The 19,812-nt window shown below is 67.3% G+C and carries 23 protein-coding genes and 2 pseudogenes; 18 read left to right on the top strand and 7 right to left on the bottom strand.

Going from position 1 to position 19,812, the window contains the following annotated elements; translation table 11 throughout:
- The first annotated feature begins 12 nt into the window (after positions 1-12).
- From ACFJIX_RS23880 to ACFJIX_RS23815, 14 genes are all read left to right on the top strand, one after another.
- Positions 13-210: a hypothetical protein gene (locus ACFJIX_RS23880; RefSeq protein WP_377155147.1), complete on the top strand. Its 198-nt coding sequence runs from the start codon at positions 13-15 to the stop codon at positions 208-210.
- A gap of 69 nt (positions 211-279) precedes the next feature.
- Positions 280-495, top strand: a complete 216-nt coding sequence (locus tag ACFJIX_RS23875; protein ID WP_377155146.1) for a hypothetical protein — start codon at positions 280-282, stop codon at positions 493-495.
- A gap of 55 nt (positions 496-550) precedes the next feature.
- Positions 551-1,060, top strand: a complete 510-nt coding sequence (locus ACFJIX_RS23870; protein WP_377155145.1) for a hypothetical protein — start codon at positions 551-553, stop codon at positions 1,058-1,060.
- Positions 1,061-1,182: 122 nt separating this feature from the next.
- On the top strand, positions 1,183-1,794 hold the full coding sequence (locus ACFJIX_RS23865; RefSeq protein WP_377155144.1) for a hypothetical protein: 612 nt from the start codon (positions 1,183-1,185) through the stop codon (positions 1,792-1,794).
- 216 nt (positions 1,795-2,010) lie between these two features.
- Positions 2,011-2,472 (top strand): HrpB1 family type III secretion system apparatus protein, encoded by a 462-nt coding sequence (locus ACFJIX_RS23860; protein WP_377155143.1) that lies wholly within the window; start codon positions 2,011-2,013, stop codon positions 2,470-2,472.
- A gap of 9 nt (positions 2,473-2,481) precedes the next feature.
- Positions 2,482-2,868 carry a hypothetical protein gene (locus ACFJIX_RS23855; protein WP_377155142.1) on the top strand — a complete coding sequence of 129 codons (387 nt, stop codon included), beginning with the start codon at positions 2,482-2,484 and terminating at the stop codon, positions 2,866-2,868.
- A gap of 1 nt (position 2,869) precedes the next feature.
- On the top strand, positions 2,870-3,784 hold the full coding sequence (sctJ, locus tag ACFJIX_RS23850; protein WP_377155141.1) for a type III secretion system inner membrane ring lipoprotein SctJ: 915 nt from the start codon (positions 2,870-2,872) through the stop codon (positions 3,782-3,784).
- Positions 3,781-4,419: a type III secretion protein gene (locus ACFJIX_RS23845; RefSeq protein WP_377155140.1), complete on the top strand. Its 639-nt coding sequence runs from the start codon at positions 3,781-3,783 to the stop codon at positions 4,417-4,419. Before sctJ ends, ACFJIX_RS23845 begins: the two co-directional genes overlap by 4 nt.
- Positions 4,413-5,213: a type III secretion system stator protein SctL gene (sctL, locus tag ACFJIX_RS23840; RefSeq protein WP_377155139.1), complete on the top strand. Its 801-nt coding sequence runs from the start codon at positions 4,413-4,415 to the stop codon at positions 5,211-5,213. Before ACFJIX_RS23845 ends, sctL begins: the two co-directional genes overlap by 7 nt.
- Positions 5,210-6,559, top strand: coding sequence for a type III secretion system ATPase SctN (gene sctN / locus ACFJIX_RS23835; RefSeq protein ID WP_377155138.1), 1,350 nt, complete (start codon positions 5,210-5,212; stop codon positions 6,557-6,559). The genes sctL and sctN overlap by 4 nt, the downstream gene beginning before the upstream one ends.
- Complete coding sequence (locus ACFJIX_RS23830; RefSeq protein WP_377155137.1) at positions 6,559-7,092, top strand: hypothetical protein; 534 nt, start codon at positions 6,559-6,561, stop codon at positions 7,090-7,092. The genes sctN and ACFJIX_RS23830 overlap by 1 nt, the downstream gene beginning before the upstream one ends.
- Positions 7,089-8,060, top strand: a complete 972-nt coding sequence (sctT, locus tag ACFJIX_RS23825) for a type III secretion system export apparatus subunit SctT (protein ID WP_377155136.1) — start codon at positions 7,089-7,091, stop codon at positions 8,058-8,060. The genes ACFJIX_RS23830 and sctT overlap by 4 nt, the downstream gene beginning before the upstream one ends.
- Positions 8,061-8,166: 106 nt before the next feature.
- Positions 8,167-8,448 (top strand): hypothetical protein, encoded by a 282-nt coding sequence (locus ACFJIX_RS23820; protein ID WP_377155135.1) that lies wholly within the window; start codon positions 8,167-8,169, stop codon positions 8,446-8,448.
- Positions 8,430-8,849 (top strand): PEP-CTERM sorting domain-containing protein, encoded by a 420-nt coding sequence (locus ACFJIX_RS23815; RefSeq protein ID WP_377155134.1) that lies wholly within the window; start codon positions 8,430-8,432, stop codon positions 8,847-8,849. Before ACFJIX_RS23820 ends, ACFJIX_RS23815 begins: the two co-directional genes overlap by 19 nt.
- A gap of 243 nt (positions 8,850-9,092) precedes the next feature.
- Here the strand turns inward: ACFJIX_RS23815 and ACFJIX_RS23810 are convergent, their stop codons facing one another.
- Positions 9,093-9,743 carry an ATP/GTP-binding protein gene (locus ACFJIX_RS23810; protein WP_377155133.1) on the bottom strand — a complete coding sequence of 217 codons (651 nt, stop codon included), beginning with the start codon at positions 9,741-9,743 and terminating at the stop codon, positions 9,093-9,095.
- A gap of 927 nt (positions 9,744-10,670) precedes the next feature.
- Between ACFJIX_RS23810 and ACFJIX_RS23805 the strand changes: the two genes are divergently transcribed.
- From ACFJIX_RS23805 to ACFJIX_RS23790, 4 genes and pseudogenes are all read left to right on the top strand, one after another.
- On the top strand, positions 10,671-11,522 hold the full coding sequence (locus ACFJIX_RS23805; RefSeq protein ID WP_377155132.1) for a hypothetical protein: 852 nt from the start codon (positions 10,671-10,673) through the stop codon (positions 11,520-11,522).
- Positions 11,523-11,579: 57 nt separating this feature from the next.
- Positions 11,580-12,101, top strand: a complete 522-nt coding sequence (locus tag ACFJIX_RS23800) for a hypothetical protein (protein WP_377155131.1) — start codon at positions 11,580-11,582, stop codon at positions 12,099-12,101.
- A gap of 49 nt (positions 12,102-12,150) precedes the next feature.
- Complete coding sequence (locus tag ACFJIX_RS23795) at positions 12,151-13,425, top strand: HlyD family secretion protein (RefSeq protein WP_377155130.1); 1,275 nt, start codon at positions 12,151-12,153, stop codon at positions 13,423-13,425.
- Positions 13,310-15,328, top strand: a pseudogene (locus tag ACFJIX_RS23790) (peptidase domain-containing ABC transporter); the annotation flags it as partial. The gene ACFJIX_RS23795 and the pseudogene ACFJIX_RS23790, both read left to right, overlap by 116 nt.
- A 255-nt stretch (positions 15,329-15,583) precedes the next feature.
- On the opposite strand, the gene ACFJIX_RS23785 reads toward ACFJIX_RS23790, so the two are convergent.
- The 6 genes and pseudogenes from ACFJIX_RS23785 to ACFJIX_RS23760 all read right to left on the bottom strand — a co-directional run bounded on the left by ACFJIX_RS23785 (position 15,584) and on the right by ACFJIX_RS23760 (position 19,802).
- Positions 15,584-16,039, bottom strand: a complete 456-nt coding sequence (locus tag ACFJIX_RS23785) for a CesT family type III secretion system chaperone (protein WP_377155129.1) — start codon at positions 16,037-16,039, stop codon at positions 15,584-15,586.
- A complete protein-coding gene (locus ACFJIX_RS23780) occupies positions 16,036-16,914 on the bottom strand; it encodes a hypothetical protein (RefSeq protein ID WP_377155128.1) in 879 nt (292 codons plus the stop codon). Before ACFJIX_RS23780 ends, ACFJIX_RS23785 begins: the two co-directional genes overlap by 4 nt.
- Positions 16,911-17,174: a type III secretion system export apparatus subunit SctS gene (sctS, locus tag ACFJIX_RS23775; RefSeq protein WP_088404105.1), complete on the bottom strand. Its 264-nt coding sequence runs from the start codon at positions 17,172-17,174 to the stop codon at positions 16,911-16,913. Before sctS ends, ACFJIX_RS23780 begins: the two co-directional genes overlap by 4 nt.
- 75 nt (positions 17,175-17,249) lie before the next feature.
- Positions 17,250-17,915: pseudogene (gene sctR / locus ACFJIX_RS23770) on the bottom strand (type III secretion system export apparatus subunit SctR); the annotation flags it as partial.
- Entirely contained in the window at positions 17,893-18,999 is a 1,107-nt protein-coding gene (locus tag ACFJIX_RS23765; RefSeq protein WP_377155127.1) for a FliM/FliN family flagellar motor switch protein, read from the bottom strand. The gene ACFJIX_RS23765 and the pseudogene sctR, both read right to left, overlap by 23 nt.
- The gene (locus ACFJIX_RS23760) at positions 18,996-19,802 is read right to left on the bottom strand and encodes a type III secretion HpaP family protein (protein ID WP_377155126.1); all 807 of its coding nucleotides are present in this window, start codon (positions 19,800-19,802) and stop codon (positions 18,996-18,998) included. Before ACFJIX_RS23760 ends, ACFJIX_RS23765 begins: the two co-directional genes overlap by 4 nt.
- Positions 19,803-19,812 lie beyond the last annotated feature (10 nt).

Raw genomic sequence — 19,812 nt, 5'->3', positions numbered from 1 at the left:
CAGGAGAGAAACATGGCAGGTCAAGTCAATTCCCAAGGCGCTGGCGCTTCCGCCGACATGCAACAGATGATGGGCGAAATGCGCGCCCAGAACGCCGAGCAGATGCGCAACAACCTGGAAATGGGCCGCATGAGCCAGCAGGCTTCCATGTCGGAAGCGCTGGGCAAGAAGTTCAAGGCTTCCGGCGACAGCGTCAAAGGCCTGGTCTGACGCCGCGGCGGCCGCGCCGGTCCCGTCCGGGTCCGGCGCGGTCGCTCCGTGCCCCGCAAGGAGAACCCCATGTCCGCAACCCTCCGGGGGGCGCCGATGGCTCAGGCCCAGTCGGCCGAAGCCTCCGCGTCGTCGCAGATGTTCATGGCCGAGCTGAAGGCCCAGAGCAAGCAGACCATCGCCAACAACCTGGAGATGGGCCGCATGAGCCAGATGGCGTCCATGTCGGAGGCGCTGGGCAAGAAGTTCAAGGCCGGCGGCGACAGCGTCAAGGGACTGGTGTGACCCGCGCTGCGCGCACGACGCGTCACCGCATCCAACCTCTGTCGGAGCGAATTAGATGAGCATTCAACTTCTCCAACAATCGCCGCTGAACATGCTGCAGGGGCTGCAGAGCCCCCTGGCCGGCATCCAGCAGGCGCTTCAGGGACTTCAACAAGGATTGCAGGGCCTGACCCAGCTGCTGCGGCCGCTGGAACAGCTGCTGCAGAACCCGATCGCGGCCGCGATGAGCGGCGCCGGTCAAAGCATCGGTCAGGCCATCGGCCAGATGGGCCAGCTGGCGAATTCGCCGCTGGGCGGACTGGGCCAGGCGCTGGGCGGCATCGGCCAGAGCCTCGGCGGCATCGGTCAGGCGCTGGGCGGCCTGACGCAAGGCCTGAACGCGCTGCAGGGCGGCCAGGGCGGCCCGCTCGCCGGCGCGCTCGGCGCGCTGGGCGGCCTGTCGCAGGGCCTCAACGGACTGAACCAGGCCCTGGGCGGACTGGGTCAGGCGGCGGGCGGCCTGGGCAAGCCGCTGGTGGGCTGGGCGGCGGTCTGGGCGGCGCCAATCAGCTGCTGGGCGGTCTGAGCCAGGCCATCGGCGGCCTGAGCAGCGCGCTGGGCGCCGCGGGCTCGCTGGTCGGCGCCGGTGCCGGCGGCGGTGCGGCTCCGCTGGGCGGATCGATCAGCCCGCAGGGCGAGACCGGTCCGATGGACGGCAATCGCGCGGAACGCGCCCTGTTCAAGGCCATGACCGACTCCGGCATGAAGATGATCAGCGGCAAGGAACTGGACGACGCCGCCAACGGCATCTGCCCGAAGGGCATGCGTCCCCAGGACTTCACGCCTGAGTTCCAGCAGGCCGCGAAGTTCCTGCGCAGCGAAGCCGGCGAGAAGAAGATGGGTCAGCTGGACACGGCGGACCGCGACAACGCGCTCGGCAAGCTCGGCCTCGCCCTGAAGAACAAGGGCGGCGACGACAAGATCGGCATCGGCGACCTGACCGCTTCCATCCAGAAGCAGGGTCTGAACGCCGACCAGCACTCGACGATCTCGACGTTGAAGGACAACTTCGACGCGCTGTCCAAGAACGGCAAGACCTTCGACCTGGACACCTTGAAGGACGTCGCCCAGGGCAAGCAGATGCCCAACGGCCTCCTGCCGTCGTTCGAGCTGCAGGCCGCCGCCCAGAAGTTCGTGAACGACACCGCGCTCAACAAGGGCACGGACGTCGCGCGGCAGACCGCCGACGGCAAGTTCGACCAGCAGGGCGACAACAAGTACAGCAAGAGCGATCTCGAGAAAACCCTCGCCCGCGGCTGACCCACGGCCGCCGAGACCCCGCTTGGGGCGCAGCGCGTCGTTGCAGATCCTCGACATAGCGCCGCTATGTCTCCGGTCTGCGCCTAGCGCTGCATCCCCAATCAGGGCCTCGGCAGCCATGGGTCACTGAGCATCTTTTGACTCCGAGCCCCCAACGCTTTTCTGAGACCGGCCGTGCACGGCACGAGCCATGGAGCAGACATGATCGATTCCTCGTTGCAACGCAAAGATTTCGTCTCCGGCCTGGTCGGCCTGGTGAGCCTGGCGGTGGACCGCGAGCTGCTGGACGACGCTGAAACCCTGCTTGGCGCCGTGCGCCTGCTGCGCCCCAAGGTGTCCCAGCTCGACTTCTTCGAAGCCTGGATCGCCATGAAGCGCGGTCATTGGGCCGACGCGATGCGCACGCTGCGCAACCTCGATGCCACGGCACCCGAATGGTCGACGGCCAAGGCCTTCCTCGCCTACTGCCAGTTCGCCACCGGCGACGCGGGATGGCGCGCGACCGCGGAAGACGTGCTGCACACCTCCACCAACGCCGAGGCGCTGGACATGGTGCGCTCGCTGCTGAATCCCGACGAAGCGAACGCGGAGTCGGGCGGCGATGACGTGGAGGCCGAGTCCGCCACGCCGCCCGCACTGACGATCGACCTCTCGCAGATGGCCTACATGCGGGCCTGAGGAGCAGCCATGACCGATCCCATCCAAGCGATCTCCGCGCACGAGATGATCCGGCAGGCCGCGACGCCGACGCCGGACCTGCAGGCGCAGACGCAGAAGTTCGAGCAGCTGATGGCGCGCGAGCCGCAGCCCGATCCGTCGGCGACGCACGCCGTCGGCCCCAAGGACTCGACCATGACGAAGACGCTGCACACGCTGGACGACGCGTCGCGCCAGGTCACCGCGGACATGCAGCGCTACGTCGCCGATGCCCCCAACATGAACCTGCAGGAGCTGACCGCGCGCTCGATGGAGCTGAACCTGCAGGTCGCCACGCAGGGCCTGCAGTTCTCGGCCTGCACCTCCGTCGCGCAGAGCAGCAAGAACGGCCTGCAGACGCTGATGAAGAACCAGTGACATGAGCGCCCATCCTCAGGCAGATCCCTTCGGGGGCGCGGTGCATGCGACGGGCGGGACCAGCGGAGCCAGCGCGGCGAGGGCGGTGGAGGGCTCGAACGCCGCCGCGTCCGATCGCTCCAGGGCCTCGTGGCACGTGGTCTACCTGCTGGCGCTGGTCCTGCTCATCACGCTGCTGGCCGGATGCAAGACCGATCTCTACACCAAGCGCACCGAGGCGGAGGCCAACGACATGGTCGCCGCGCTGCTGCAGCGGGGCGTGGAGGCGGAGAAGAAAAGCGGCGACGGGGGCAAGACCTGGAACGTCGCCGTCGACGAGCAGGAGGTGGTGAACGCGCTGGACATCCTGCGCGCCAACGGCCTGCCGTCGGACAAGTACGTGTCGCTGGGCGACATGTTCAAGAAGGAAGGGCTGATCTCCACGCCGACGGAGGAGCGGGTGCGCTTCATCCACGGCGTGTCGCAGGAGCTCTCCAGCACGCTGTCCAAGATCGACGGCGTGATCGTGGCCAAGGTGCACATCGTGCTGCCCAACAACGACCCGATGGCGACGACGGTGAAGCCGTCGAGCGCATCGGTGTTCGTCAAGTACCGGCCGGAGATCGACGTGCCGCAGCTGGCGCCGTCGATCAAGAGCATGGTCGCGCGCAGCGTCGAAGGCTTGACCTACGAGAACGTCACGGTGACCCTGGTGCCGGGCGCGATGCTGCCGACGTCGCCGCGTCACGCGGTGGCGGACGCCACCTGGGCGTGGGTCGCCGGCGGCGTGCTGGCGGTGCTGCTGCTGGTGGGCGCGGTGATCGGCGTAATCGCCTGGAAGAAGCCGGGTCTGCTGCCGCGGGGACTGGGCCGTCGACTGGCACCGGGCGCCCCCGCCGGAGCCGCGGTGCCCGTGGCCGACGCCGGCGGCGCATGACCATGGCCGCGCCCGAGCAGCTCGCGGCCTGGGCCGTCAGTTTCGACGGCAAGCTGCGCGGCCTGGTCGACGACCTGGATGCGAGCTGGCAGGACGAACTGCTCGGCCCCTGGGCCTTCCTGGAGGCGCTGCCGCCGGAGAGTGCCGCGTCGTTGTGGCCGCGCTTGTGGCGCGACCGCATGGCGCCTGAAGGCGGACTGCCCGCGCTGGGTCGATTCGCGGATCCGCTTCCCCGGCTCGGCCTGCTGCCGCGCGGTGAACTGCTGCAGCGTCTGTGCACGCTGGCGCTGGCCCGTCGTCCGGGCGTGCTGCGCTGCTGCATCGACCGCACGGTGCGCGCGCCGCTGCAACGCGCGCTCGGTGAGCACTTCGCGCCGCTGGCGGCCATGAGTGCGCGCGGCCGGCCGGTCGAGGCCGGACAGGCCGCCTGGACGCCGGTGCAATGGGCGTGCGTCGGCTTCTCGGACTGGTCCGCGGCCTTGTCGGCGGACGACGGTCCGGTGCGGCAGATGGTGCGCTGGTCGCTGCCGCGGACGGCGGTGGACGAGGTGCTCGCCTCGCCCGTCGCCGCGGAACGGAACGTGGCCGCGTCGCTGGCGGCGCTCGCGGAAGCCGATGTGGAGTGGCCATGCTGATCTGGGTGAAGACATCGACGCACACGGAGGACGGCGCCGCCGCGGGAGCGCCTCACGGCATCCTGCGCGCGAGCGAGGTCACGCTGCTGCGGCACGACGACGAGATCCGCCGCGCGGCCACCGCGCGTGCCGAGGCGCTGGTCGCGCAGGCGCAGGCGGAGGCGGAACGCATCGTGTCCGATGCGCAGGCGCGGGCCGAGGCGCTGCTGCGCGACGCGCAGGCGCAGATCGACGCCGCCTGCGAGGCCGGACGCGCCGAGGGCGAACGGCAGGCCGCGCTCGCCTGGCACGAACGACAGGCCGGTCGCGCGGTCGATCAGGCCGACGCCGTGCGGGGCCTGCATGAACGCATGGCCGAGGTGGTCACCAGCGCCGTCGAGCGCATCGTGCAGACCGAGGGCCGCGCCGCGCTGTATCAGCGCGCGCTGCGCAGCGTGCAGGCGCTGTCGCGCTCGGCGACGGCGCTGACGCTCAAGGTCAGCCATGCCGACTTCGACGCCGCGCGCGACGGCATCGCCGCCGTGCCGGAACTGCAGTCGGCCGGACTGTCCGTCGAGGTCGTCGTCGATCCGGCGCTGCCGGCGGGCAGTTGCCTTTTCGAATCGGACATGGGCGTGGTCGATGCGAGCCTGACCACGCAGCTCGACGCGCTGCGTGCGGCGATGTCGCGCGCCGTCAAGCGCGCGGTCGCCGAGAGTTTGAACCTCCGGGCAGCCTCGCTCAACCCCTGTCCAACGCCGACTCGCCCCGAGTGCATCCCCAGTGCTTCCCCTAGAGACTGTCCCTTGCGATGAACGCTCCTGACCGCCTCGCCTCGATGAACCTGGATGAGCTCGGCCGCTGGATGGAGCTCGAGCTCGCCGGCGCCGAGACGCTGAACCGCACCGGCAAGGTCGTCGAGGTGATCGGCACGCTGGTGCGCGCGAGCGGCCTGTCGGCCAAGCTCGGCGAGATGTGCCACCTGCTCGACGCCAACGGCGGGCTGCTGCAGGTGGCGGAGGTGATCGGCTTCTCCAACGGCCAGACCATCCTGTCGCCGTTCGGCTCGATCCTCGGCGTGGCGGCGGGCCAGACGCAGGTCGTCGGGCTCGGCGAGATCCAGAGCATCGCCGTCGGCGACGCGCTGCTGGGACGCGTGGTCGACAGCCTTGGCCAACCGGTGGACGGCGGACCGGCGATCGTCTGTGAGGAGCGGCGGCCGGTCTTCGCGATGCCGCCCAGTCCGATGGACCGGGAAATGATCGAGCATCCGCTGCCGACCGGCGTGAAGATCATCGACGGGATGATCACGCTGGGCGAGGGCCAGCGGATGGGCATCTTCGCGCCGGCGGGCGTCGGCAAGAGCACCTTGATGGGCATGCTCGCGCGCGGCACGCAGTGCGACATCAGCGTCATCGCGCTGATCGGCGAGCGCGGCCGCGAGGTGCGCGAGTTCATCGAGATCATCATGGGCAAGGAGGGCATGGCGCGCTCGGTGGTGGTGTGCGCGACCTCGGACCGCTCCTCGATCGAGCGCGCGAAGGCGGCGCACGTCGCCACGGCGATCGCCGAGTACTTCCGCGACCGCGGGCTGCGGGTGCTGCTGATGATGGACTCGCTGACCCGCTTCGCCCGCGCGCAGCGCGAGATCGGCCTGGCGGCGGGCGAGTCGCCCGCGCGGCGCGGTTATCCGCCGTCGGTCTTCGCGGAGATCCCGCGCCTGCTGGAGCGCACGGGCATGGGCGCGAAGGGCTCGATCACCGCGCTCTACACGGTGCTGGCCGAGGACGACAGCGGCAGCGACCCGATCGCCGAAGAGGTGCGCGGCATCCTGGATGGCCACCTGATCCTGTCGCGCAAGATCGCGGCGCGCAACCAGTACCCGGCGATCGACGTGCTGGGCAGCCTGAGCCGGGTGATGTCGCAGATCGTGCCCAAGGACCACCAGGCCGCCAACGGCGGGCTGCGCAAGCTCATGGCCAAGTACGACGAGATGGAGCTGCTGATCCAGATGGGCGAGTACAAGCCCGGCAACGACCCGTTCGCCGACGAGGCGGTGCGCAAGCACGGCGCGATCCGCGAGTTCCTCAACCAGGCGACCTCGGACCTGCGGCCGATCGAGCAGACCGTGGCCGAGCTGCAGGCGCTGGTGAACGGTTGATGAAAGACCTGCGTTCGCTCAAGCTGCTGCTGTGGGCCAAGCGCCGCCGGCTCGAACCGATGGAGCAGCAGGTCAAGGCCGAGTCCGCGCAGCGTGACGCCGCGGTGGCGGCACAGCAGGCGGCGCAGGCGCGCCACGAGGGCTGCGTCGCCGACGAGGAGGCCTGCGCTGCGCAGATCGAGGCGCTGGCCACCTCGGCATCGTTCAGCCCGCAGGACGCGGTCACGCTGACCTATGTCCGCGAGGGCCTGCAGGATCTGGTCCGCCAGGCCGAGGAGGGCGTGCGGACGGCTGTCGCGCAGGTGGCGCAGGCCGAGGCCCGCGTGCTGGCCGCGAAGCAGGCGCTGCAGCGCGCCGAGCAGCAGATCGAGCAGCTCGAGGAGCGCCGGCGCAAGCGGCTCGTCGAGATCGACCAGGAGGCCGAGGACACGCAGGACGAAGAGAGCGAGGAGGCCGCGGTCGCGCGCCGCGTCGCACAGCGGCGCGCGACCGAAGCGGCGGCCAGGGCGGTGGCGGCGGAGGCCGGCGCATGAACGAGATGTTCAACACTTTCGCCGGCGTGATCGGCTTCGGTACGACGCTGCAGGACGGCGTGATGCTGCTGGCGGTGTGCCTGCTGCGCGTCTACGCGGTCTTCCTGGTGCTGCCGGCGACGACGGACCAGGTGCTGCAGGGACCGATCCGCAACGGCGTGTGCATCTGCCTGGCGCTGTTCATCGCGTGGGGCCAGCCCGCGGGGCTGGTGCACGGCATGGACATGGTCCAGCTGGTGGCCACGATCGCGAAGGAGGCGCTGATCGGCGTGGTGCTCGGCTTCGCCGCGTCGACGGTGTTCTGGGTGGCGGAGGGCGTCGGCGTGCTGATCGACAACCAGGCCGGCTACAACAACGTCCAGCAGACCAACCCGCTCAGCGGCGAGCAGAGCACGCCGATCGGCAACCTGCTGTCGCAGCTGGCGATCAGCGGTTTCTACCTGCTGGGCGGGATGCTGATGCTGACGGGCATCCTGTTCGACTCCTTCCACTGGTGGCCGATCGGCAGCCTGTCGCCGGCGTGGTCGACGATCCTGGAGGACTTCGTCCGCGTGCAGACGGGGCACTACCTGGAGCTGATGATCAAGATCGCCGCGCCGGCGCTGCTGGTGCTGATGCTGATCGACCTGGGCTTCGGCATCCTGTCGAAGACGGCGGAGAAGCTCGAGCCCAACAACCTGGCGCAGCCGGTGAAGGGCGCGGTCGCGATCGCGCTGCTGTCGCTGCTGGTGGCGGTGTTCTTCGAGCAGGTCCGGCCGGCGCTGTCGATGCAGAACCTGTCGGCGGAGATGGCGAAGTGGGCGAGGGCGGCCGAGGCGGCGAAGGCCGGGCCGGAGGCGGCTTCCTCGCCTGCCGTCGCGCCTTCGGCGGCCCCGGCGTCCACGGCTGCGTCGGGGGCCTCGGCGGCCACGATGCCCGCGGCCTCGACGGCGTCGGAAGCGGATCGCACGTTGGCGTTCCCGCCTTGATCACGCGCCCCTGATCCCGGCTTCACGGATGGAAAGGCGTTGACAGCGCGCTTAGGCTTCTTGCCGCGACCGCTCCGGTCGACGAAGAGTCTTGAAGGGAGTTGTCATGAACGCACTGTCATCGTTCCTTTCCCGTTGTCGCTTGCTGTGTGCGCTGGCGCTCGCAGTGGCGCTGTCGATGGGCGCGTCGCCCGCTGCCGCGGAAGAGCTCCGCTATCACTACGTCAGCAATGTCTTCCAGATGCGCGTGGAGAACGTGCGCGCCAATCCCGGGGATCCTGACCAGTACCGGTTCATGGACGTGGTGCTGAATGCCGACATCTACATGCCTGTCACGCGCCTGCTGGCGGCGGGGACACGCTGGAGGACGTGTCGCGCTTCACCATGACGCTGAACGTGAACGACAACGGCTCGCGCTACAGCGAGACACTGGTCTATCCCTTCGTGCCGTACTGCGACCAGTGCCCGGTGCAGCGGGAGATGGAGGCATCGCTGACGATCGGGGCCATCGGCATGTTCGCGTTGCCGACCGACTGGGACCTGTCCATGTCACGGCGCTACATCCTGCCCACCGGACGGCATGACTATCTGGGGCTTGGGAGCACCGATTCGCAGGAGCAGCTCTACGGCTTCTACGAGACCTTCACCAACTCCACCGGTCAACTGAGCGGATCGCGCGGCGTCTGGACGCTGGCGGTCGTGCCGGAGCCGGCGACGTACGGGTTGATGATGGCGGGGGTGGGGCTGCTGGCGTTGGTGGCGCGGCGGCGGTCTGCGCCGCGGCGATAGCGCTCATCCGCCTCCTGCTTGTCTTCGGATGCCCACCAAGGGAACTCCCGTGGCGGGCTTGCGTGCGCGCCCATCGAGAATTCGCGCCAATGACGTCCGCTCGATCCTGAAAGACATCACCGTGGGATCGAGGTCGGACCGGTCTGCGTGGCGACCTGCCGAAGCGGGTCGACCTGGGCACCTCGGCATCGCCTTCTCCGACGGCCAGCACCGTCCACTTCACCTTCCGGATCGTCAAGCGCGTCAGATCTGCGGCACCGCGCCGAGCGCGCCCGACAGGTACTTGTTGTGGAAGTTGTGCTGGCTGGTGAGCCCTTCGATGGCATCGCCGCGGTAGACCTCGCTCTTGCACTCGACCTTTTCCACGAAGGTCACCTGCGCCCGATGCAGGGATCGGAGCACTTCAGGCGAGCGGCAGGTAAACAGGAGTTGCGCGCCATGAGGGTTGGTGTCTTCGCCGTGGAACAGACGCAGAACCGGCTCGATCATGTGCGGGTGCAGATCGGCGTCAAGGTCGTCGATGAGAGCAAGGCCGCCCTGCTCAAGGACCGGAAGGAGCTTCCATAGCAGCACAAAGGCGCGCCGGGCGCCGCTGGACTCGCGCAGGAAGGGGAGTTCAAACGTACTGCCATCGGCGTCATGGTGGATGCCTAGCGCCATCCATTCGGCTTCTCCCAAGTTGCCACTTGCCGTTGGATGAGCAGGCAGGGCTTGCAGTCGCACGTCTGAGAGTCCGAAGTCCCAAAGCTTCATCAGAGCCCGCATCGAATCCCGATGGTCCGGATGCTTCGCGAAGTGGGCAGCCGCCGCACGTTGCGCACTCGCAGCGGATTGCTCACACCCCCACATCCCCAGATTGGTGACCAGCGAAGTCTTTGCGATCCGCTGCGCCATCGCGCACCCGTGCTGTCTGGCCCACGAAATGAGCGATACGTTGGGTCGCACCGTCACTGCCTCGGAGTCCGCGATTCCGAGGCCTTGCAACACTGAATAACTGTCACCGCGCGCCTCACGGGTGAAGACTCGCGAGGGACGCGAGCCTGATTCACCGCCCGTGCCAGAGAGCTCCTCGAACTCAATCCGGTCGGCTCGGATCCGGAGCTCGTAGGACCACTCGGCACCATCTGCGCCTTCATAGACCACCTTGAGCTCTGAAGGCGCATCCCGTCGAGCCAGATGTGGCCGAACGGCAGAGCGTCCTCCGGTGCCAGATTGAACGAATCGCGAATGAACCACGCGAGGGCCGCGCCGATACGAATCAAGCCGGACTTGCCCGATCCGTTCGCGCCCATGACGGCCAGGACGGCCGTGACAGGTCGATGGGCCCGGGAGGCGCGAACCCAGCCTGCGATTTCGTTGTGTTGTGGCAGAGGAAAGAAAGCTCGGCCTGATCGGCGAAGGAATAGAGATTTTTGAAGGTACAGCAGAACAGCATCAAATTTTCCAGGTAATCGATAAGGGCAGCGCGAGTTGGGAATGTTCGCGCTTAATAACGACGGTCTGGAATGACTGGCTTTTGCTAGTTTATTGGTGTCACTTTCTGGTTTTCACGTGTTTCTGACGTTTTCTTGATTTTTGGTTTGCGGCCGCTTTACGGAATTCTTATGCTTTTCCCCAAAAAGAGGGATTGGACCGACGTGACGGCGTGAGACAGAATTTCTCCGTCGTATCAAGAATGATCGCAGAAGAGAAATTTCAGATGAACCTGTCGTTTCCTAGATTGCTGGCCGCTTTCTTCGTTCTTTCGACATTGGTTTGCACGGCGAGCGCGTCGACCCCTCGAATGTGGAAAGTCGATGGTCCAGCCGGAGAGCGAATGTTGTGCTGGGAATTACCCATCATGGAAGCCGGCTGGAGAACGACGCCTATTTTAATAATGTGGTGATTTCCGCCTTCCGGCTGGCCGATGTTATGCATTTTGAGGATGGGGGGAGTGCTGCCGGAAATCAGCAGGTCGAATGTCAGACTCCGATTTCCGACCCCACAGGGGTACAAACACTGCAGCGGGCGAGGGAAATCATTCAAAAGGGTGCCGTTGAATATTTTCGCGCGATCTCGAAGGATTTGCCGGGTGGGCCGCCTGCCGAAGTGGTTCTGAAAGATAACGCTCGAATTTTTGCGGAAGGTTTGTCTGAATTTAGTGTGGTCAGTACGCTCAAGATTCAGTATGAATTTCTTAAGCCCCAGGCACGTCTCGATGTTTCCGCAGCGGGCAATGGCCCAGTGGTTCAACGACTGCGAAAAATACGTCCAAGATTGCCGATTCAATCGCTGGACGAGGCAGACGATCTCGCTCGAGCCTATTGCTCAAGCGCTGTACGTCTGCAGATATTGAAGGCCCACATCGAGAGTTACAACCCCGACTTCCCGCTGCCGCAGGCCTCTGCGGCGGAGGCTGTTCGACAAATTGACGAACAGGCACACGACCTTTTTGTCGAGCATCGCTCCACCCCCGGACCGGTCAACGACGCATTCGTCTGCCCTCGCAACGAGTTATGGCTGGAGAGGATTCCGGCGATGAACGATGGAAAGGTCCATTTCTTGGCTGTGGGTGCAGCACACCTCTTTCCCTACCGAGGCGCTTCAAAGCAATGTGAAGGCCTCCTTTCGGATCTGCAGCGCGCCGGCTATCGGGTAACTCCGATCAGGCGCGTAGCTGATGACCGCGGATAGCCGCGGAATGCCCCCGGTTCGAAAACCGGGTACTTTCAAAACAGTGAGAGGAAAGTCATGGAAGTACTTGATCGCGCCTTGTTGAAGCATGTGGCGGGCGCTGGCGGCGCCGCGCCGGTTCAGAAACCGTTCTCTTCAACAGTCGACGCCAGTGGCGCGCAGATCCAGAAGTTCGATCTTGGCGACGGTGTCACGGCGATCGTGACCTGCACCAGTGCCAGCGGTCAGATCAGCTTTGGCATCTCGGGGAAGAAGCTTATCGACCTGAACGCAGGCGTCGCCGGCGCGTGGTCCTCCTGCACGCTCACCACCGTGGGCAAGGACGGACACATCATCGAAAGCAAGAAGGTCAGCGAGGCCGATGTGGACAAGGAGGACGTTCAGATCGCTGCTAGCGGTGACATTTCCGATGCGAGCGATGGCGGCTCCGGGGATACCGGTGGCGACGGCGGCAGCACCGGTGAAAGCGGCGGTGATGGTGACGGCGGCGGGGATTCCGGCGGCGGAGATTCCGGTGGCGGCGGCGGTGGCGGTGGCGGCGGCGGAGGTGACGATCACGCCCCCAACGAAGAAGAGTGACATCGACAGACCGTCAGGGTGCGAGCCCTGACGGTCGCTGCAGCCCGCCATGAAATCTCTGTTTCGACATGAAGTCAACGATTCGATCAGCGGGCTGCAAGCCGGTGGCATCGTCCTCATTCAGCCGCCGTCGCATCGGCTCTACGCCGCGTTCGCTGTGCTCTGCCTGATGGGGCTGCTGTCGGCGCTGGCCTTCGTCAAGTACACGAGGCACGTCGAGCTTCAAGGGGTGCTGGAGCCTGCGGGCGGCGTCGCCAAGATCTACGCGCCGCAGACCGGCGTGTTGCGCGAGATCCGCGTGCGCCAGGGGCAGCATGTGGGAAAGGGCGAGATCCTCATGGTGTTCGCGACCGAGCACATGGCCACCGACGGCAATTCGATGGAACGCAAGCTCGATCGGTCCGCCGAGGCGCGACTGCAGACGCTCCGCGAGGAACTGGACGCGCTGCATCAGGTGCATCGCGACGAGGTCGACAACGTGCTTCGGTCCCTGCAGGAGCAACGTCAGCTGGATCCCGTGCAACGGCAGCAGATCGCCGTGCTCCAGCAGCGGTTGGCCGCGGCCCAGGGCGAGGTGGAACGCTACCAGGGCCTGCAGCAGGCAGGCTTCGCCTCACAGCAGATGGTGGACAGCAAGCAGGCGGATCTGCTCGATCAGCGCGTGCGGCTCGACACCGCCAGGCACGATCTGCTGACCATCGGCGCGGAAGTCGGGCGGCTGACGCGCGAGCTGTCCGCATTGCCGCAACGTCATCGCGTGGCCTTGAGGCAGACCGAGCGCGCGCTCGAACAGGCGCAGGCCGAGTCCATGCAACTCCGCGATGGCCATGAATGGTCCGTGGTGGCGCCGGTCGACGGTGTCATCGCCAGCATCGACGCATTTCCTGGCCAGCCTGCCGCGCCGACCGCTCCGGTCGCGACGGTGACGCCGTCGTCGGTGCCGCTGGTGGCCCGGCTCTACGCGCCCAGCAAGTCCATCGGCTTCCTCGACGCCGGACGCGTCGTGCGGCTCAAAGTGGACGCCTTCCCCTATCAGAAGTTCGGCATGGTGGATGCCGTGCTTGACGCCGTCGCGCTTGCGCCGCAGGCGGCATCGGAACTCAGCGCTCTCAGCCGCCTCGCCGTGACGCCGACCGAGCAGCAGCCCGAGCCGACCTTCAGTCTGACCGCTCTGCTCGCATCGCAGTCCATCAGCGCCTATGGCCGTGATGCGCCGCTGCGGCCTGGCATGCAGGTCTCGGCGATCGTGGAACTGGATGAACGCCGCCTGTATGAGTGGGTGCTCGAGCCGCTGTTCGAGTCGGGCCATTTCAAGGTGCGATGAGTCCATGAGTCTCCTTCAGTTCGACTTCTCAACGCGGCTTCCGCTGATCCTCCAGACCGAGGCGTCCGAATGCGGTCTGGCTTGCCTGGCCATGGTGGCGGGATTCCATGGCCATTCGGTCAGCCTCGCGGAATTGCGCAACCGGTTCCCGGGATCGCTCAAGGGCAGCACCTTGGCGGCAATTGCCGAGCAGTCCGAAGCGTTGGGGCTGGTCCCGCGTGGACTCAAGCTCGACATCGACGAGCTGGCGCAGCTCCAGACGCCAGCGATCCTGCACTGGGACATGAATCACTTCGTCGTGCTCCGCAAGGCAGAGAGCAGGGGCATCGAGATTCACGATCCGGCCGTCGGAGAAATGACGCTCTCCGCCGAGCAGTGCTCGAGCCACTTCACCGGCGTGGCGCTGGAGCTCACGCCGGGTTTCGACTTCAAGCGCAAGACGGCGCGCTCGCCGATGTCCCTGGCACAGATCATGGGCAAGGCCCAGGGGCTGACGCCGGCGTTGGTACAGATGTTCCTGCTGGCCATGGCGATCGAGGCGCTCTCGCTCCTGTTGCCCATCCTGACGCAGTGGATCACGGACGAGGCCGTGCTGGGCGCGGATCGGAGCCTGCTCACGATCCTGGCACTGGGAAGCCTCGCGGTCGGATTGATCTCCATCGCCGTCGGCGCCATGCGGTCGTGGGTCAGTCTCTATGTCACGACCCACTTCACGCTGCAATGGATGACCAACGTGATGGCACGGATGCTCCGGCTGCCGGTAGACTTCTTCGAACGCCGGCATCTCGGCGACGTCGTGTCGCGCTTCTCTTCGGTGGGCGGCATCACGCAAACCCTCACCACGAGTGCCGTCGAGCTGGTGCTGGATATCGTCATCGCCTGCGGCGGGCTCGTGATGATGCTGATCTACTCGCCGTTGCTGGCGCTGATCCCGATGGGTTCGGCAACGCTCTATGTCGCGATGCGATGGGGCCGCATCAATGCCATGCGTGTGATGTCCAGCGGCTACTACGCCAAGCAGGCCAAGGAACAGAGCTTCTTCCTTGAGACCGTACGAGGGGTGCGGGCCATCAAGCTGCTCAACCGTGAGACGGAGCGCCGTGTCGCGTGGACCCGCCTGTGGGCCGATTCGACGAATGCGCATCTCAAGATGTTGCGGCTCAACCTCCTGCTCGGCACGGGCTGGTCCGTCCTGTCGACGATCGAACGCGTCGGATTGCTCTGGCTGGGAGGAACGCTGGTCATTGATCATCGTCTGTCGCTGGGAATGCTGTTCGCCTTCCTCGCCTATGCCGACCAGTTCAGCAGCAAGACCAATGCCGCCGTGGAGCGCGCCGCCGACCTCAGCCTGCTGGGCGTTCAATCCGAGCGCCTTGCCGACATCGTGCTGGCCAAGCCCGAGAGCGACGGTCGCGGCACGCTGACCCAGATCCGCGACGCGTCACTGGCATTGCGGAAAGTCAGCTTCCGTTACGGTCCTGAGGAGGACGCCATCCTGGCCAACGTGACGCTCCAGGTCAGGGACGGTGAATGCCTGGCGCTCACCGGCGCCTCGGGCGCGGGCAAATCCACCTGCATGAAGCTGATGCTCGGCATCCTCCAGCCGACGTCCGGCCAGGTGGAAGTTGGCGGCCTCCGCCTCGACCATCTCGGCCATCGGGCGTACCGCGATGTCTTCGCCGCTGTCTTGCAAGACGACCAGCTGTTCGCCGGCACCATCCTGGACAACATCTGTTTCCATGACAGCCGCTCCGACGTCGACTTCGCGATGGAATGCGCGAGCCAGGCGCGAATCCACGACGAGATCGAGCGGATGCCGATGGGCTACCACACGCTGGTGGGCGACATGGGAACCGCCCTGTCAGGCGGTCAGAAGCAGCGCCTGCTGCTCGCCCGGGCGCTGTACAAGCGGCCGCGGGATCCTCTTCCTGGACGAAGCCACGAGTCATCTCGATCTGGACAACGAGCGGCAGATCAACGAGGCCATCGCGGCACTCAAGGTGACGCGCATCCTGATCGCACATCGGCCTCAGACCATCGCGATTGCGGACCGGGTACTGCGTGTGGGGGGCGGTCGGATCATCGAAGTCTCTGGACACGAGGAGCGTGCCGCCACGGGGACTCTCTCGGCGGTAGCCTGAACATCGCTGCTTCGGCTTCACGCCCTCATCCACGTGTACTCCCCCAACGACAGGCTCTCGAACATCTCATCCTCCGCCAGCAGGATGTTTTCCCGCCAATAGCGGCCGTGCTCGATGTAGTGGTTGATGGTGTCCGCGAGGTAGGGTCCATCGACCCCGTCGAGCATCGGCACACGCACCACCAGCAGCACCACGCCTGAATCGGCATCCAGGCCGAGCTGCGCCTGGTCCTGCGCATACAGGCTCAGGTTGGCCTCCAGCATCAACCGATAGACACGCAGGCTGCGCCCCGACGTCACGCTGCCGAAGGTGAAGTTCAGGTACATCGCCTCGGGGTCGTTGTCGTAGTAGCCGAGCAGCACCTCGAAGCCTTCGACCTCGATCGCGCTGCGCGCGAGCGCGGCCTCGGCGTCGGGCAGTCCGACGGCTTCGCACAGGCCGACGATGAGCTGCTGGTAGTGCTCGACGTTCATGACTGAGAGTCCTTCGTGCGGGCTGCTTCGGCGGCGGGGAGCGGCGTGAGCGCCCGTTGCAGTTGACTGCTGCGCGCCTCGACGCCGTCGCGCAGCGCGTCGAGCGGACGGAAGAGGGCGCGCAGACCATTCAGCGGGAACAGCAGGTTGGCGTTCCGCTGGGCCTCGGTCGCCGACGGCGGCGGACCGTTGGCCGCGCACCAGGCCACCGCCGCCGCCTTGACGACCGACAGCGACGGCGTCGCGTCCGCCGGCAGATGCCGGGCCACTGCGGTCATCGCCGCAAGCCGCATCGCGCCGACCGTGATGCCGGCGCCACCACCCTTGAAGTACAGCGACGCCAACGCATCGAGCAGCACCGTCGGGGGCTTGCCCTCCGGTGTCGGCATCGATCGCAGCATCACCGCCGCCGGCAGCGCGCTGCGGCGCAGGGCCGCGCCTTCGCGGACTTCCGGCGGTGGAGGCGGCATGCGCGTGCGCGGCGGGGAGCTCAGCGATCCCTGCTCCTGACGCTCCCCCGCATCCGGCTTCTGCTGCTTGCCGCCGGCACCCTGCACCGGTCGCATCGTGTTCGCGCCCGCGCCGCCCGCAGCCATCTGCCGCGGATCGTCCATCGGCATCTGCGGGTGCTCGTCCTCTGGGTGCGCTCCTTGCGCGCCCGTCGATGGCGGACGAGGCCGCGGCTTGGGCGCCGGCCCGGTGTTGCGTCGCGTCGGCACCTGTGCCCGCGGCGCGTGCCGGTACGCGTTCCCCTTGTGCATCCCGCCCGCATACCCGGACGAGCCGCTCCCGCGCGTGTGCCCCTTGCCCGCGGCCTCCTGCGCTTCCCGCGCCTGCTGGGCCTCGGCGCCCTGGCGCGCGCGGTCGAGCTTCATTTCTGGAACACCGCCGTGAAGAGGTTCTCGCTGAACTTCATCAGCGTCGACCCGGCCCACGGCGCCGTCACCACGACCACGCCCGTCACCGCCAGCAGCTTGATGCCTTGCGAGATGCTCGAATCCTGCAGCGACGTGATCGCCTGGAAGAACGACACGATCAGCCCGATCAGCGCCGACACCACCACCGCCGGCAGCGACAGCAGCACGCACATCATCAGCGCCTCGGAGGTGAGCTGCACCACCACGTCGTAGTTCATGGACCTTGCTCCCCGCGCGTGCAGTGCGACCGCGTCGATCTCGTCGTCATCGTCGAGGCATTCATCATTGGCTGATCGATAAGTCAGCACCAGCCCGTGCACCAGCCGCGACCAGCCGTCCAGCGTGACGAACAGCAGCAGCTTGAAGGGGATGGCGACGTTGCTCGGCGTCACCTGCGACAGCCCCATCGCCAGCAGCACGTTGGCGATGACGATGTCGATCACGATGAAGGCCAGGTAGAGCAGGAAACCGATGCGGAAGGCCGCCGTCAGCTCGCTCAGCAGGAAGGCCGGCGCCAGCACGATCAGGTCGTCCTTCTTCAGCGCCGCCGCCTTGTCGGCCGGCCAGATGATGGCGGCGGACTTCAGGAAGAACTGCTTCTCGCGCTCCTCGGCGTGCTTGTCGAGGAACTTGCGGAAGGGCTCGCGCGCCGAATCGGCCGCCTCCATCAGCGTCTGCGTGCTGGAGCCGCCGGCCGGATTGCCGGCGGAAGCGGCGCTCATGCCCTTGGTCGCCTCGATGAAGACCGGCGCCATGATGTAGCAGGAGATGATGATCGCCACGCCGTTGAGCACCATGTTCGGCGGTACCTGCTGCACGCCGATCGCGTTGCGCAGCAGGCCCAGCACGATCGAGATCTTGGTGTACGAGGTGACCACCATCGCCGCGAACGGCAGCGCCGCCAGCGCCAGCAGCACCAGGAAGAGCGCGACCGGATCAGCGTGCTGCAGCGGCGTCATGCGCGAACTCCAGCCGGCTGATGCGCACGCCGAGGTGGTCGCCGATGGCGATCAGCTGTCCCTGGCCCAGCGTGCGGCCGTGGCAGACCAGGCGCACCGTGGCCTCGCGCAGCGGCACGTCGAGCTCGACGGCATAGCCCGGTTGCATGCTGGCCAGCTCGGCGAGGCTGACACGCGCGGTGTCCAGCTCGAAGGCCACCGGCAATTGCAGCTCGTCCAGCGAGCCGGCGGATCGCGGCGCTTCCGTGCTTTCTCCGGACAGCTGTGCGGCCATGTGCCCGGCCTCGTGGGCGGCCGGGTCGTCGGTAAGGGCGGGCGGCTCGGCAAGGTGCACGGTGAACTCCTGGGGATCGATGTGAAGGGAAGCGCGCAGCGCGCGGCCCACGCCGCAGCGCAGCAGCGCGGGTTGGCCGCCGGCGAGGACGGTGTCGCCCGGACGCAGTCCGCGCAGCACCCGCAGCGGGAAGGTCCGCGCGAAGAGGCGGATCACCGGGCGCAACGGCAGTTGCGCGAGCGGGGTCAGGTCGGTGCCGGAAGCGGCGACGGTCGCGATGACGCGCTCCAGCACGCCGGGATCGGCGTCCAGCAGGGCGACGGGCATCGCGCCGCCAAGGACGAGGGGGACGAGGCGCTCCGGCGTGTCCGCGTCGGCCAGCGGCTGGATGTCCACGACGCGCAGCGTCCCGAGCATCGGCGCGAAGGCCTCGGCCCAGCCGGCCAGCAGCAGCGTCACAACCGCGCAGGCCGTGTCGCGCGGCTGATGGGCGCAGGCGAGCTGCAACGCCGGCGAATCCACCGCGTCGAGCCCGAGCTGGAAACTGCCCTGGGCCGACTCGACAGTGAGCTGCCATGGCATCGCGTCGCGCTGTCGCGTGATGCCGATGCCCGCATGCTGGAGCGTCGCCCGCAGCCAGTCGGCGAAGCGCGCATCGTGCGCCACGCGGGACAGCGAGGCGTCGGCGGCGCTCATCGCGGGCAGGCGGCCGGCAAGCGTCGTCGAGTCCGTCAAGGCGGCGCCGCCAGCGACGCCAGCCGTGGCGGCGCTCGCAGGAAGCATCGATGCGGAGGAGGTCGGCCGGTTCATGTGATGTCGATCTCGATGTGCCGGTCGCCGGGCAGCGCGCGGACCAGCAACGCGCGCAGCTGCGACTGGTGGGCCGAAATTAGGGCGAGCGAGCGCGTCGACTGCGTGCTGAAGCGAAGCGTCAGTTGGTGAGGCGAAAACGTGAGACGAAGCTCGGTGTGGGGCAGGGTCTCGGCGTCGACCGGCACCTGGATGGTCCAGCTGTGGAAGTTGGGCTCGCTGCTCCGGCACAGCGTGGCGACCGTGTCGGTCAGCTCGCGCTCCCAGCCTTCGGGCAGCGGCGTCCACGCCACGTGGGGGGTGGGCATCGGCGGCGCGGTGACGGCTTGATCGAGCGCGGCGTCCTGCTCGGCCTCCGCTTCCTGCGCTTCGCTGGCCTCCCGCGCGCCGGCCTCCGCCGCGGCGATCACGGGCGGTCGCGGACGATGACCGTCGACGAGGAGGGCAGCGTCGTTGCGCGACGCGTCCTTCCTGCGGGAAGGCGAGCCGGACTCTTTCCGGTCGTTGCGGTCGTTGCGTTCGGTGCGGTCCGAGCGCTCGCGCGACGGCAGGGCGACTGCGACGACCGGCGCGTGCATCGCCTCATGCCGCGACGGCGGCGCCTGCTCCGGAGCGGGCGGGGGCGCCGTTGCCGGCGTCTCCGGCGAGGCATCGGTCGCCGACGTCGCGCGCCGCACGGCGCCAAGCGCGCGATGGAAGCGCTCCGCCTGTCGGGGGTCCACCGGCAGCGGCAGCGGCAGCGGCGGGATCTGCGGATCCGCGACGACGAGGCGCCGGATGCGGCGGATCTCTTCGTCGTTCATGCTCGTCCGG

The sequence above is a fragment of the Roseateles sp. UC29_93 genome (genome assembly GCF_042695725.1).
GTDB classification, from domain to species: Bacteria; Pseudomonadota; Gammaproteobacteria; order Burkholderiales; family Burkholderiaceae_C; genus Roseateles; species Roseateles noduli_A.
This window is presented reverse-complemented; position numbering and strand designations above follow the sequence as displayed.